Raw genomic sequence first — 14,190 nt, 5'->3', positions numbered from 1 at the left:
TTCACAGTTAATTAACATCTGCTTCTCTAAGATGGCCGTGCCTGGCCAGGCAACAACCAGAAAAACAGGCCCGGCCGCATGCACAAGCCTACGACCCTACACAGAACCGGAGAGAACAATGAAGAAGGCATTCACCCTCACAGCCCTGGTTGCCAGCATGATGTTTGGCGCATCGGCGCAGGCGGCCGATACCCGCATTGGCGTCACCATTTATAAATACGATGACAACTTTATGTCCGTAGTGCGCAAGGACATTGAGAAAGAAGCGAAAAACAGCAGCGGCATTCAGCTGCTGATGAACGACTCGCAAAACAGTCAGTCAACGCAGAACGACCAGGTGGACGTGATGGTCGCCAAAGGCGTGAAGGCGCTGGCGATTAACCTGGTGGATCCGGCGGCGGCCGCGGTAGTGATCAGCAAAGCCAAAGCCAACGATATTCCGGTGGTATTTTTCAACAAGGAGCCGTCTGCCAAAGCCCTTGCCAGCTATGACAAGGCTTACTACGTCGGCACCGATTCCAAAGAGTCCGGCGTCAAGCAGGGCGAGCTGATCGAAAAACACTGGAAAGCCAATGCGAACTGGGATCTGAACAAAGACGGCGTAGTGCAGTTTGTGCTGCTGAAAGGTGAGCCGGGCCATCCGGATGCCGAAGCGCGTACCAAATATGTTATCGACACCCTGAACAAAGACGGCCTGAAAACGCAGCAGCTGCACATGGATACCGCCATGTGGGATACCGCCCAGGCAAAAGACAAGATGGATGCGTGGCTCTCTGGCCCGAACGGCAACAAAATCGAAGTTGTTATCGCCAACAACGATGCAATGGCGATGGGCGCAGTAGAAGCGCTGAAGGCGCATAACAAAACGTCCGTACCGGTATTCGGCGTGGATGCGCTGCCGGAAGCGCTGGCGATGGTGAAATCCGGCGCGATGGCGGGCACCGTGCTTAACGATGCGGAAAACCAGGCGAAAGCTACCTTTGATATGGCGAAAAACCTGGCGGCAGGCAAACCGGCTACCGAAGGCACCAACTACAAGCTGGAAGGCAAAGTGGTGCGCGTAGCCTATGTGCCGGTTGATAAAGACAATCTCGCTCAGTTCAGCAAATAAGTCTCTTCGGGCGCAGCCGCGCTTCTTACCGGGCCCGTGACAGTGCGGGCCCGATTGTAAAAACGATCCGCCAGGTAGAATTATGAGCAGCGATCAGGGGCAGTATCTGCTGGAAATGACTAACGTCAGCAAATCTTTTCCAGGCGTTAAAGCGTTAGATAACGTTAATTTGAAAATTCGCCCCCATTCGGTTCATGCGTTAATGGGCGAAAACGGCGCGGGTAAATCAACGCTGCTAAAGTGCCTGTTCGGTATTTACAGCAAAGATACGGGAAGCATTGTTTTCCAGGGCAAAGAAATCGACTTTAAAAGTTCTAAAGAGGCGCTGGAAAACGGCGTTTCCATGGTGCATCAGGAGTTGAACCTGGTTTTGCAGCGCACGGTTATGGATAACATGTGGCTGGGGCGCTATCCGCGCAAAGGCTTTTTTGTCGACCAGGAAAAGATGTATCGCGATACCAAAGCTATTTTCGAAGAGCTGGATATCGATATCGATCCGCGTGACAAAGTAATCAATCTTTCCGTGTCGCAAATGCAAATGATCGAGATCGCCAAAGCTTTCTCCTACGATGCCAAAATCGTCATTATGGATGAGCCGACCTCTTCATTAACCGAAAAAGAAGTGAACCACCTGTTCACTATTATCCGTAAATTAAAAGAGCGTGGCTGCGGCATTGTTTATATCTCACATAAAATGGAAGAGATATTCCAGCTCTGCGACGAAATCACTATTTTACGCGACGGCCAGTGGATAGCGACCCAGCCGCTGGAAGGGCTGGACATGGATAAGATCATCGCCATGATGGTGGGACGGTCGCTCAACCAGCGCTTCCCGGATAAAACCAACGTGCCGGGTGAAACCATCCTTGAGGTGCGCAATCTGACTTCGCTGCGCCAGCCTTCTATCCGCGACATCTCCTTTGACCTGCGTAAAGGCGAAATCCTCGGCGTGGCCGGGCTGGTGGGCGCTAAACGTACCGATATTGTAGAAACGCTGTTTGGTATCCGTGAAAAGTCTGGCGGCACCATTAAGCTGCACGGTAAAAAAATCAATAATCACTCGGCTAACGAGGCGATTAATCACGGTTTCGCGCTGGTGACGGAAGAGCGGCGTGCCACGGGGATTTATGCGTTTCTGGATATCGGTTTTAACTCGCTGATCTCAAATATTCGCAAATATAAAAACTCAATCGGCCTGCTGGATAACAACCGCATGAAAAGCGATACCCAATGGGTGATTGATGCCATGCGAGTAAAAACGCCGGGCCATGCGACCTCCATCGGTTCGCTTTCCGGCGGCAACCAGCAAAAAGTCATTATTGGCCGCTGGCTGTTAACCCAACCGGAAATATTAATGCTGGACGAGCCGACGCGCGGTATCGACGTCGGCGCGAAGTTTGAAATTTACCAGCTGATCTCCGATCTGGCGAAAAAAGAGAAGGGCATCATTATTATCTCTTCCGAAATGCCAGAGCTGCTGGGCATTACCGACAGGATCCTCGTCATGAGTAATGGCATGGTGGCGGGCATTGTCGAGACCAAAACTACCACGCAAAACGAAATATTACGTTTAGCATCGAAGCACCTTTAAAGAGGCAAGGGCTGACACCATGAATGCTGTAAACAAAAAGAATGCGCTTACCTGGCTGAAAGAAGGTGGCATCTATGTTGTGTTGCTGGTGCTGCTGGCAATCATTATCTTCCAGGATCCGACGTTTTTAAGCCTGATGAACCTGAGTAATATCCTGACCCAGTCTTCAGTGCGCATTATTATCGCGCTCGGCGTAGCGGGACTGATTGTAACTCAGGGTACTGACCTTTCCGCCGGTCGCCAGGTTGGCCTGGCAGCCGTGGTCGCGGCAACGCTGCTACAGGCGATGGATAACGCCAATAAGGTATTTCCGCACCTGGATACGGTGCCAATCCCGCTGGTGATCCTGATTGTCTGCGTGGTGGGCGGCCTGATTGGCCTGGTCAACGGTCTGATTATCGCTTACCTGAAGGTTACGCCGTTTATCACCACGCTGGGCACGATGATTATCGTTTACGGCATTAACTCGCTCTACTATGACTATGTAGGCGCTTCGCCGATCGCCGGTTTTGATGAGAAGTTTTCGACCTTTGCGCAGGGCTTTATTCGCCTGGGCGATTTCAAGCTCTCCTACATCACCTTCTATGCAGCTATCGCGGTGTTCTTTGTCTGGATCCTGTGGAACAAGACCCGCTTTGGTAAAAACATTTTTGCTATCGGCGGTAACCCGGAAGCGGCAAAAGTCTCAGGCGTAAACGTTAACTTTAACCTCATTCTGATTTATGCGCTGTCCGGCGTGTTCTATGCCTTCGGCGGCATGCTGGAAGCGGGACGCATCGGTTCGGCAACCAATAACCTTGGCTTTATGTATGAACTGGATGCGATTGCGGCCTGCGTGGTGGGTGGCGTCTCCTTCGCAGGCGGCGTGGGCACCGTAGCTGGCGTGGTTACAGGCGTGCTGATTTTTACCGTGATCAACTATGGCCTGACCTATATCGGCGTTAACCCCTACTGGCAGTATATTATCAAAGGCGGCATTATTATCTTCGCCGTAGCGCTGGATTCCTTGAAGTACGCGCGTAAAAAATAACGTTGTGCCAACAGGAAAAGGCCAGACTATCTGGCCTTTCTTGTTTCATCCTCAGAACTGCACGCCTTTTGTCAGCCCGCCATCCACCAGCAAATTAGTACCGGTAGTAAAACTCGCCGCGTCGCTGGCCAGGAAAACAGTGGCATTGGCCACTTCCTGCGGCGTCGCCATTCTGCCTAACGGATTAGAGGCCAGGCATTTAGCGAACAGCTCCGGCTGATTTCTTTCAATGTCTCCCCAGACGCCGTCGCTGAAATAGACGTTGCCCGGCGACACGGTATTGACGCGTATGCCGTCAACGGCATGGCGCTCTGATAAAGTTTTACCGTAGTGGATTAACGCCGCCTTCATCACGCCATAAGGTTCGGCAAACATATCAACTTCACGCCCGGCCACGCTTGAAATCAGCACCACAGAAGCCGACGCGGATTTTTTCAGCCAGGGAAGGGCGGCCTGCACCATGGACACGGTGCCCATCAGATCGGTATCGAAAGCCTTGCGCCACACTTCCGGATCGCCGCCGGCAGCCAGTGCGCTGACGTTAGGGATAATAATGTCCACTCCGCCCAGTCGGCTGGCCGCCGCTGCAACCCATTCCTGCATTTGGCCGGAAGAGGTAACATCAACCGCGGTTCCGGTCGCACGTGGCCCAAAAGCCTGCTGGGCTTGCTGCACGCCTTCAGTGCTGCGGGCGCAAAACTCTACCTGAGCGCCTTCGGCAAGAAAGCATTCTACAATGGCCCGTCCGATACCTCGTGAACCGCCGCTGACCAGCACGCGCCGATCTTTCAAATTAAGATCCATTTAATGCTCCTTTATAAAGTTCAGACTTGTTTGCGCTGATCAGACTGACAGAAAAGGAGGGCGGGATTAGAACAATCAGTGCGTTAGGTTACAGACAACGCTTTTTTCGGAGTAAGGTCGTTGGTTATCGCGCGGCCGTCTTGCTCTTTTGCTCCAGCTCCAGCAGCTGCTCTGGCGTTACCGCCGGATAGCCTTGCGCATCCTCAGGAATTTCGTGGCGCGCCGGGATCGGCACCAGCGGGCCTAAGAAGCGGGGCTCGCGTTTCATAATATAAAGATCGGCTAACGCGCCCAACCGCGCCGCGACTTCGCGCAGACGAATAGTCAGCATATTTTTAGGGGAAGGCACCGCATAACACTGGGCCTGAATGCCCATATGCAGCGCAATAAACAGCGCACGCTCGCAGTGGAAGCGCTGGGTGATAATAATGAAGTCGTTGGTGTCGAACACTTTGCGGGTGCGAACAATGGAATCCAGCGTGCGAAAGCCCGCATAGTCCAGCACGATATCGGCAGGTGCTACGCCAGCGGCAATCAGATCGCGGCGCATAGTCATAGGTTCGTTATAGCTCTGCTGAGCATTATCGCCGCTTAGCAGCAGATAATTGACCTTGCCGCTGTTATAGGCGTTGAGCGCGCCCTGCATACGGTACAGGTAGTACTGATTAATCACGCCGGTACGATAATATTTTGCCGTGCCCAGCACCACGCCGACCTGACGATGCGGCAGCGATTTAAGATTATCGTAGACATAAGGCGCGGTTTTAACGCTGATCCAGCGATCCAGGCCGAGCGCGGCTACCACCATCAGAGTAATGATGATAATCAGACCGTAGATCAAGCGTTTTATCATGCCGGACGATACTCGGGATCAAGCAAAAAAGGTGGCTCAAGGCTACTGTACCCGGCGAGGTGAAGCAAGCGGCAGCGCATCGGGCGATGTTTTTTTGCGCGAAAGATCGAGGTTTTTGCGAGGGAAACGCGGAAGGAGAAAAGCCGGACGCAAAATGCGCCCGGCTTCAGGGATTAAATAGAGGTACGGCGATAGTTGCGGTATTGCGGCAGCCAGAAATTATCGGCAATCGCCCGCGACAGGACATCTTCCGAGGTCACTACCGCCACGCCTGCCAGCTGCGCCGCTTTGCCCACCGCCATAGCGATGACTTTTGAAACGCCCTGGATATCTTTCACTTCCGGCAGCACCGGGCCTGCACCGTCGTTAACCAGCGGTGAACAGTCTGCCAGCGCGCGGCTGGCCGCCATCAGCATGCTGTCGGTAACGCGCGTGGCGCCAGAGGCAATCACGCCTAAACCAATGCCGGGGAAGATATAGGAGTTGTTGCACTGGGCGATCGGGAAGGTTTTCTCTTTCCACAACACCGGTGCGAACGGGCTGCCGGTTGCTACCAGCGCCGCGCCGTCTGTCCATGCCATAATATCCTGCGGCGTTGCTTCCACTCGCGAGGTCGGGTTAGAAAGCGGCATAACGATTGGGCGCGCGCAGTGCTTATGCATCTCGCGGATAATCTCTTCGCTAAACAGGCCAGGCTGGCCGGAAACGCCGATCAAAATGTCCGGATGTGCATTGCGCACTACGTCCAGCAGCGACAGCGAATCAGAGCTGGAATCCCAGCCTGCCAGATTTTCGCTTTTTTGCACCAGCTTGCTCTGGAAGCCGAGCAGGTTAGGCTGCTTGTCGGTAAGCAGGCCAAAGCGATCCACCATAAAGACGCGTCCACGCGCTTCTTCGTCGCTGAGTCCTTCTGACTTCATCTGCGCGATAATCTGCTCGGCGATGCCGCAGCCAGCGGAACCGGCGCCGAGGAATACCACTTTCTGCTCGCTCATTTTGCTGCCTGCCGCGCGGCTGGCGGCGATCAGCGTGCCCAGCGTGACGGCGGCGGTGCCCTGAATATCGTCATTGAAGCAGCAAACCTCGTCACGATAGCGCTCCAGCAGCGGCATGGCGTTTTTCTGCGCGAAATCTTCAAACTGCAGCAGCACGTTCGGCCAGCGGCTCTTCACCGCCTGAATAAATTCGTTAACGAAGTTATCGTACTCTTCGCCGGTAATACGCGGATGGCGCCAGCCCATATAGAGCGGATCGTTCAGCAGCTGCTGATTGTTGGTGCCGACATCCAGCACCACCGGCAGCGTATAGGCCGGGCTGATGCCGCCGCAGGCGGTATAAAGCGACAGCTTGCCGATAGGAATGCCCATGCCGCCGATGCCCTGATCGCCCAGGCCAAGAATACGCTCGCCATCGGTCACCACGATAACCTTCACATTCTGCTTGGTGGCGTTTTGTAGCATATCTTCAATGCTGGCGCGGTTCGGGTAAGAGATAAACAGCCCGCGCGCGCGGCGATAGATTTCTGAAAAGTGTTCGCAGGCCGCGCCAACGGTTGGGGTATAGATAATCGGCATCATCTCTTCGAGATGATTATCCAGCAGGCGATAGAACAGCGTTTCGTTGGTATCCTGGATATTGCGCAGGTAGACATGCTTGTCGTTGGCGTTTTTGAAATCCTGGAACTGGCGCCAGGCGCGCTGGGCCTGCTCTTCGATGGTTTCCACCGTCTCCGGCAGCAGGCCGTTGAGGTTAAAATCGTTACGTTCTTCCACGGAGAAGGCGCTGCCCTTATTCAGCAACGGAAACTCCAGCAGGATAGGGCCGGCATAGGGGATATAAAGGGGACGTTTACTTTCGTAGTCGAGTTCCATGTAAAATACTCACTGGGATCTAATTAGTGGCCCAATCCTAAAATAATTCCCCTGAAAGTACAGCATTTGTTAACAGCTGATAACAAAAGCGAGCGCTTTGCCGCAACAAATGTACGGCAACACCCCTCAGGTTAGCGGAACGGTCTGCAAACTGGCGCAGCCCAGGGCCTGTAACGTCGCGGCGGTAGCCTGACGCTGAATCAAACGAGCATCGGGCGCTTCCGCAAGCGCGGCGCGTTGGATTTGCCGCACATCATAGCCTGCAAGATTCAGCAGGATCAGCGCGGCCTGTAGCGGCGGCAAGGTTGGGTTAAAAGCGGCGTTTTCAGCGTAGCTGCCAGCAAAGATCGCGCCATCGCTCATCTGCAGCGCCACGCCGCTCAGCGCGCCGGAATAGGGCGCATGGCTGCGGTTGGCGGCTTCCAGCGCCGCTTTTACCAGCGCTTCGCCCTGAATGACCAGGCCGTGATCGACCTCGTCCAGCAGCAGCTTTTCAATTGCCAGATCGCGCGGGCCGAAAGCATCGGGCAGATAATCGCCCAGCGTCGCTGGCTCACGTCCCGGCAGATTGATGCGCAGCGCGGTGCCACTGTTCAACTCGTTCATAAACTGACGACAGTGGCCGCAGGGTGTGTAGTTGACCGTGATTGCTTCCAGGCTCTTTTCGCCGCGCAGCCAGGCGTGTGTTACCGCGCTCTGCTCGGCATGCACGGTTTGCTGCATAGTCGCGCCAACAAACTCCATATTCGCGCCAAAATAAAGATGCCCGCTCTTGCCCAGCGCCAGCGCGCCCACGTTAAAGTCGGAAAGCGGCGCTACGGCACAGGCCGCCGCCAGCGGCAGCAGCGCGAAAGCAAGCTCGCGGTTATCCAGACCGGTTTGCACGCGCAGATCGCTCATTTGCGCTGGCGTAAAAAAAGCGGGAAAGGCATCAGTCAGTAATGGCTGAAGCGCCGCCTGAAGCGGCGCAGGCAACGCGGCGAAAGCCGCATGAAAACGTGATTGCATAGGAGCTTCTCTTGCTTATCCGGCCGCTTATTCTGGCGGGCGGTCAAACTGATGTATGTGACTATAATCACATACATCATGTAATTTATGAAAGAGAACAAACAAATGCGTGATGCGTAACAAATTTAGCGCCAGAAATGCATCAGCAGCGGAAAAAGAAAGGGCGCCAGCAAAGAAGTAATAATGCCGCAGAGTACCAGCGCCAGCGAGCTCCACGCGCCTTCCTGATAATCCAGTTCTGAACAGCGCGCTGTCCCCAGGGCATGCGAGGCATTGCCAATAGCCAGGCCGCGCGAAGCTTTACTGTGTATTTTCAGCAAATTAAGCAGCATATGGCCGAAAACCGCGCCCAGTACGCCAGCCATCAGTACGCAAATAGCGCTGATAGCCGGAATGCCGCCTAAAGTGCCGGAGACCGCCATCGCAATTGGCGTGGTGACCGACTTTGGCATAATGGTGGCGGCTATCTGCGGCGTGGCGCCCATCCATAACGCGATGGCGGTGCCGGAAATCATCGCCGTCAGGCTGCCGATAAAGCAGACGCCGATAATCGATTTCCAGCGCGCGCGAATTTGATGCATCTGCTCATAGAGCGGTAGCGCCAGCGCTACCACGGCGGGCTGCAACAGTTGGTTTAAAACGGCGCTACCCTGAAAATAGCGGGCGTAAGGCATCTGTATCAGCAGCAGCAGCGGAATAATTACCGCCATTGAGATCAGCAACGGATTAAGCAGCGAGATTTTCACTTTTGCCGCCAGCCGACGGGCGCCGAAGAAAACCAGCAGAGTTAACGGCAAAGACCACCAGATATCACTCATCGGCTGCTCCTTTTACTTTGCCGTGCAGCCGGTGCGAAATCAGGCCTACGGTGATTAATACGATAAAGGTGCTGACCACGCAGGAAACCACTATCGGGCCGAACTGCGCGCGAAGCAGATCGGTATAGCCCATCACGCCGACGCTGACCGGCACGAACAACAGCGCCATATAGCGGATCAGCAGCATGCTGCCAGGCCTGATCCAGTCGGGCGGCAGTAGCTGGAAAGCCAGCAGAAAGAACAGGATCAGCATGCCGAGAATACTGCCCGGAATAGTGACCGGCAGCAGCGTGGCCAGCCCGATGCCAGCATAAAGACAGAGGTAGATGATCAGAAAGGCGCGCAGATAGCGCCAGAGATCGAGCAGGAGGGTACGCATGATAAACTCCGGTTTTTCAACGCATTAATCATACGATCAACGGCATAAATGTGCATTACACAGGCAAAAAAACGGGCGAATCGCTTCGCCCGTTTCTGTGCTTATTTTACCTGCATGCCGGGCTGCGCGCCGCTGTCAGGCGAAAGCAGGAAAATCTCCTTGCCGCCAGGACCAGCCGCCATCACCATGCCTTCTGAAATGCCGAAGCGCATCTTGCGCGGCGCCAGGTTAGCTACCATCATCGTCAGACGGCCTACCAGCACGGCCGGATCCGGATAGGCCGAGCGAATGCCGGAGAAGATATTGCGCGTCTCGCCGCCCAGATCCAGCGTTAAACGCAGCAGCTTGTCGGAACCTTCCACGAACTCAGCGTTCTGGATCAGCGCGATACGCATATCGACTTTGGCGAAATCGTTAAAGTCGATGGTTTCGGCAATCGGCGCATCCGCCAGCGGGCCGGTAACGGCTGGCTTATTTGCCGCCGCCGCGTCTTCTTTCGAAGCTTCGATCAGCGCGTTGACCTTATCCATCTCTATGCGGCTGTACAGCGCTTTAAACGCGGAAATATCGTGGTTCAGCAGCGGCTGTTCAATGCCGTCCCAGCTCAGCTCCTGATTCAGGAAAGCCTCGGCGCGCTCGCTCAGCGACGGCAGCACCGGCTTCAGCCAGGTCATCAGCACGCGGAACATATTGATGCCCATTGAGCAGATCGCCTGCAGATCCGCATCGCGGCCTTCCTGTTTCGCTACTACCCATGGCGCCTGCTCATCAACGTAGCGGTTCGCTACATCTGCCATCGCCATAATTTCACGCACGGCGCGACCGAACTCGCGGCTCTGCCAGGCTTCTGCAATACTGGCGGAAGCATCAACAAAGGATTGGTACAGCGCCGGATCGGCCAGTTCAGCGGCCAGCTTGCCGGCAAAACGCTTGTTGATAAAACCGGCGTTGCGGGAAGCCAGGTTCACCACCTTGTTAACGATATCGGCATTTACGCGCTGCACGAAATCTTCCAGATTCAGGTCGATATCATCAATGCGCGAAGAGAGCTTGGCGGCATAATAGTAGCGCAGGCTGTCGGCATCCAGATGATCCAGCCAGGTGCTCGCCTTGATAAAGGTGCCGCGCGATTTAGACATCTTGGCGCCGTTTACCGTGACATAGCCGTGAACAAACAGATTGGTTGGCTTGCGGAAGTTGCTGCCTTCCAGCATTGCCGGCCAGAACAGGCTGTGGAAGTAAACGATATCCTTGCCGATAAAGTGGTACAGCTCGGCTTCGGAATCTTTTTTCCAGAAAGCGTCGAAATCGATATCGCCGCGTTTGTCGCAGAGATTTTTAAACGAGCCCATATAGCCGATTGGCGCATCCAGCCAGACGTAGAAATATTTGCCAGGCGCGCCCGGAATTTCAAAGCCGAAATAAGGCGCGTCGCGGGAGATATCCCACTGCTGCAGGCCAGATTCGAACCACTCCTGCATTTTGTTGGCAACCTGCTCCTGCAGCGCGCCTGAACGGGTCCAGGCCTGCAGCATGGCGCTGAACTCCGGCAGATCGAAGAAGAAATGCTCGGAATCGCGCAGCACCGGCGTCGCGCCGGAAACCACGGACTTTGGCTCGATCAGCTCAGTTGGGCTATAGGTGGCGCTGCACACTTCACAGTTATCGCCATACTGATCCGGCGCTTTACATTTAGGGCAGGTGCCTTTAACGAAACGGTCCGGCAGGAACATGCCTTTCTCCGGATCGTAAAGCTGCGAAATAGTGCGGTTCTTGATAAAACCGTTTTCTTTCAGCCGGGTATAGATCAGCTCCGACAGCTCGCGGTTCTCATCGCTGTGCGTCGAGTGATAGTTATCGTAGCTGATGTTAAAGCCAGCGAAGTCGGTCTGATGTTCCTGACTCATCTCGGCAATCATCTGCTCGGGCGAAATGCCCATCTGCTGGGCTTTCAGCATAATCGGCGTGCCGTGCGCGTCGTCGGCGCAGATGAAGTAAACCTCGTTGCCGCGCATTCGCTGGTAACGGACCCAAATATCTGCCTGGATATGCTCGAGCATGTGGCCGAGATGAATAGAACCGTTGGCGTAAGGGAGTGCGCACGTTACCAATATTTTTTTCGCGACTTGAGTCATAGTGAGACTTGCTATACCTGTATTAAATAGGGAATTCCGATGTTACCCGAAAGGCCTGGCCTGCGTAAACAGCGCCGCGCCGCGCGCGCCGTTTTTTGCTCTCTGCCGCCTGCGGCCAGATCTGATATGCTCTGAACAACGTCATACAAAAAAGGAGCCGGGATTATGCAACAGTCCCAACATTCGCCGGAAGCGCTGCGCGCAATGGTAATGGGCGTTTTAACCACGTTTGAACATCCTACGCTGCGGCGCAACCTGACCGTACTGAAAGCGCTGCGCCACTGCGCGATGCTGGATAATACGCTGCATATTGAACTGCTGATGCCTTTCGCCTGGCACAGCGGCTTTGAGGCGCTGAAAGAAAACGCCAGCGCCGAACTGCTGCGGCTCACCGGCGCGGACGCCATTAGCTGGAAGCTCAGCCAGGATATCGCCACGCTGAAAAGGGTAAAAAACCAGCCCGGCGTCAAGGGCGTGAAAAACCTGGTCGCCGTTAGCTCCGGCAAGGGTGGCGTCGGCAAATCCAGCACCGCAGTGAATCTGGCGCTGGCGCTGGCGGCGGAAGGCGCAAAGGTTGGCCTGCTGGATGCGGATATCTATGGCCCCTCAATCCCCGATATGCTTGGCACGCAAGACGAGCGGCCAACTTCGCCGGATGGCACCCATATGGCACCGATTATGGCGCATGGCCTGGCCACTAACTCTATCGGCTACCTGGTCACCGAAGACAATGCCATGGTCTGGCGTGGGCCAATGGCCAGCAAAGCGCTGATGCAGCTGCTGAACGAAACGCTGTGGCCGGATCTGGATTATCTGATCCTCGATATGCCGCCGGGCACCGGCGATATCCAGCTGACGCTGGCGCAAAACGTGCCGGTAACCGGCGCGGTAGTTGTGACTACGCCGCAGGATATTGCGCTGATCGACGCCCGCAAAGGCATAGTGATGTTTGAAAAGGTCAGCGTACCGGTGCTGGGCATAGTTGAAAACATGAGCGTGCATATTTGCAGTAACTGTGGCCATCACGAACCCATTTTTGGCAGCGGTGGCGCAGCGGTACTGGCGGAACAATATAATACAAGCCTGCTGGGCCAACTGCCTCTGCATATTACGCTGCGTGAAGATCTGGACGACGGCGAGCCAACGGTAATACGCCGACCGGACAGCGAATTTACCAGGCTCTATCGTCAGCTGGCGGGCGAAATCGCCGCGCGGCTTTACTGGGATGGCGAGGTCATCCCGGAAGATATCGCTTTCCGCGTAGTATAGCGGCTCAACTTCAGCAGCGAGAAAAGGCCGCTGACAAGAACGGCTTACAGCACGTAATGCAATAGCAGATATTCACCCTGTTCGCCTTCGCCGCTGCTGATAATCTGCCAGCCGTGGCGCTGATAAAAATCCAGCGCCCGGCTGTTCGCCTTCAGGCATTTCAACGCGCCGGTCGAAGTAAAACTTTGCTGCGCTGCCTCCAGCAGCTCGCTGCCAATGCCCTGGCCCTGGCGGTCGGGATCGACAAATAAACTGTGCAGGAAATTATCCGCAGGCAGCAATGCGGCGAAACCAGTGCGATGCCCGTCGTGCTCGGCTACCAGAATGCGCTCACCCAGGGTAACGCGATCGAAATCTTCCAGCTGCCAGTCGCTGCCGTCCAGCCAGTGCCAGTTCGCTTTCCTGGCGGCAAGGAACAGCGTGCGCAGAAAAGGGCGGTCGGCTTCCTCGAAAGCGCGAACGGTCATCGGCTTTCTCCCCAGACCGGTTTGACATGCCTTTCGCTTTCAATGCCCGTGCCGCGATAGTCGTAATCGATTTTTCCCGCTTCAAAAAGCTGATCCAGCAGCCTGAAATTATCCGGCGGCGTAACGTTGCAGCGGCTGTTAAGCAGGGTATCCCGAATGCTAAACGCGCGATCGCCGCGAGCAATCTGTTGCAGGTATTCCAGCATTTGTAGCGCTGCGACGCTGATGCCATATTGTTCGTTAAGCGGTCTTGTCATTGTACTTCTCGTTAAAGCGATGGTTTCTTTTCAGGGTAGCCGACCTTAGCAAAAAGTTGGTGCCGGGAGAATCGGTAAGGGGATGAACTTGCTCTTACGTGGAGCTCGCACAGGACAGGGTGTTTTGATGTTTTTACTTCTCTGGAAGGCTGTGAATTTCTTCAGGCAAAGAGTATTTTCAGATAAGTTAAGCAGGCCTGGATGAGTGAAGGATTGCATTGCGGTGAGCCGCAGAAGCTCCTTTAAAGCCAAAACGAGAAAAACCACCCCGAGGGATGGCTTTTCCGATACTAACTAAAGCGTACGGGTCCGAAGAAATCCGCACCTTGATGCCGTTAAGGTACCTTAAAGCGACGAAAGCGTCAAAAATGTGGGAGCGAGTGGAAAGGAGGAAAAATGCGCCTGAAGATTATATATCAATCGAGCGAATGCAGATTTACAGTGATATTTTGAAGCTTAAACCCAGGGAAGAAGCTGGCGGTTACACAGAATTACTGACAGGCTCCAATGCAAGCCCTGATGCACTACCTGGAAGTTGTTCATGGCGCTCTTTCCAGACACAGTAAGATCACGTTAACGATGGTGGAAAATTTAAAG

Annotated in this window: 13 protein-coding genes; 4 read left to right on the top strand and 9 right to left on the bottom strand. The window is 54.6% G+C overall.

What is annotated here, in order from left to right; all coding sequences use genetic code 11:
• Window positions 1-118: 118 nt before the first annotated feature.
• The 3 genes from mglB (at window position 119) to mglC (ending at window position 3,732) form a co-directional block, all read left to right on the top strand.
• Window positions 119-1,111 (top strand): galactose/glucose ABC transporter substrate-binding protein MglB, encoded by a 993-nt coding sequence (mglB, locus tag ACETPC_RS05220; RefSeq protein ID WP_380179280.1) that lies wholly within the window; start codon window positions 119-121, stop codon window positions 1,109-1,111.
• 82 nt (window positions 1,112-1,193) lie between these two features.
• The gene (gene mglA, locus ACETPC_RS05215; protein ID WP_380179278.1) at window positions 1,194-2,702 is read left to right on the top strand and encodes a galactose/methyl galactoside ABC transporter ATP-binding protein MglA; all 1,509 of its coding nucleotides are present in this window, start codon (window positions 1,194-1,196) and stop codon (window positions 2,700-2,702) included.
• Window positions 2,703-2,721: 19 nt separating this feature from the next.
• Window positions 2,722-3,732 carry a galactose/methyl galactoside ABC transporter permease MglC gene (gene mglC / locus ACETPC_RS05210; protein WP_380179276.1) on the top strand — a complete coding sequence of 337 codons (1,011 nt, stop codon included), beginning with the start codon at window positions 2,722-2,724 and terminating at the stop codon, window positions 3,730-3,732.
• Between the two features lie 51 nt (window positions 3,733-3,783).
• Here mglC and ACETPC_RS05205 read toward each other — a convergent pair whose 3' ends face one another.
• The 7 genes from ACETPC_RS05205 to metG form a co-directional block, all read right to left on the bottom strand.
• A complete protein-coding gene (locus ACETPC_RS05205) occupies window positions 3,784-4,536 on the bottom strand; it encodes an SDR family NAD(P)-dependent oxidoreductase (RefSeq protein ID WP_380179274.1) in 753 nt (250 codons plus the stop codon).
• A 124-nt stretch (window positions 4,537-4,660) separates the two neighbouring features.
• Window positions 4,661-5,389, bottom strand: a complete 729-nt coding sequence (sanA, locus tag ACETPC_RS05200; protein WP_380179272.1) for an outer membrane permeability protein SanA — start codon at window positions 5,387-5,389, stop codon at window positions 4,661-4,663.
• A 173-nt stretch (window positions 5,390-5,562) separates the two neighbouring features.
• The gene (locus tag ACETPC_RS05195) at window positions 5,563-7,260 is read right to left on the bottom strand and encodes an NAD-dependent malic enzyme (RefSeq protein ID WP_380179270.1); all 1,698 of its coding nucleotides are present in this window, start codon (window positions 7,258-7,260) and stop codon (window positions 5,563-5,565) included.
• Between the two features lie 126 nt (window positions 7,261-7,386).
• Window positions 7,387-8,268, bottom strand: a complete 882-nt coding sequence (cdd, locus tag ACETPC_RS05190; protein ID WP_380179268.1) for a cytidine deaminase — start codon at window positions 8,266-8,268, stop codon at window positions 7,387-7,389.
• A gap of 125 nt (window positions 8,269-8,393) precedes the next feature.
• Window positions 8,394-9,086 carry a CidB/LrgB family autolysis modulator gene (locus ACETPC_RS05185; protein ID WP_380179266.1) on the bottom strand — a complete coding sequence of 231 codons (693 nt, stop codon included), beginning with the start codon at window positions 9,084-9,086 and terminating at the stop codon, window positions 8,394-8,396.
• Window positions 9,079-9,465 (bottom strand): CidA/LrgA family protein, encoded by a 387-nt coding sequence (locus tag ACETPC_RS05180; protein ID WP_380179264.1) that lies wholly within the window; start codon window positions 9,463-9,465, stop codon window positions 9,079-9,081. The genes ACETPC_RS05185 and ACETPC_RS05180 overlap by 8 nt, the downstream gene beginning before the upstream one ends.
• A 101-nt stretch (window positions 9,466-9,566) precedes the next feature.
• Window positions 9,567-11,600, bottom strand: coding sequence for a methionine--tRNA ligase (gene metG, locus ACETPC_RS05175; RefSeq protein ID WP_380179262.1), 2,034 nt, complete (start codon window positions 11,598-11,600; stop codon window positions 9,567-9,569).
• A gap of 162 nt (window positions 11,601-11,762) precedes the next feature.
• Between metG and apbC the strand changes: the two genes are divergently transcribed.
• Window positions 11,763-12,869 carry an iron-sulfur cluster carrier protein ApbC gene (apbC, locus tag ACETPC_RS05170; protein ID WP_380179672.1) on the top strand — a complete coding sequence of 369 codons (1,107 nt, stop codon included), beginning with the start codon at window positions 11,763-11,765 and terminating at the stop codon, window positions 12,867-12,869.
• Window positions 12,870-12,913: 44 nt separating this feature from the next.
• Here apbC and ACETPC_RS05165 read toward each other — a convergent pair whose 3' ends face one another.
• Window positions 12,914-13,336: a GNAT family N-acetyltransferase gene (locus tag ACETPC_RS05165; protein WP_380179260.1), complete on the bottom strand. Its 423-nt coding sequence runs from the start codon at window positions 13,334-13,336 to the stop codon at window positions 12,914-12,916.
• Window positions 13,333-13,593 carry a hypothetical protein gene (locus ACETPC_RS05160; protein ID WP_380179258.1) on the bottom strand — a complete coding sequence of 87 codons (261 nt, stop codon included), beginning with the start codon at window positions 13,591-13,593 and terminating at the stop codon, window positions 13,333-13,335. Before ACETPC_RS05160 ends, ACETPC_RS05165 begins: the two co-directional genes overlap by 4 nt.
• Between the last annotated feature and the right edge of the window lie 597 nt (window positions 13,594-14,190).

Source organism: Pantoea sp. sgz302252, from assembly GCF_042610525.1.
Taxonomy (GTDB): Bacteria; Pseudomonadota; Gammaproteobacteria; order Enterobacterales; family Enterobacteriaceae; genus Erwinia.
Note: the sequence above shows the minus strand (reverse complement) of the source record. Positions and strands in the feature narration are given on the sequence as shown.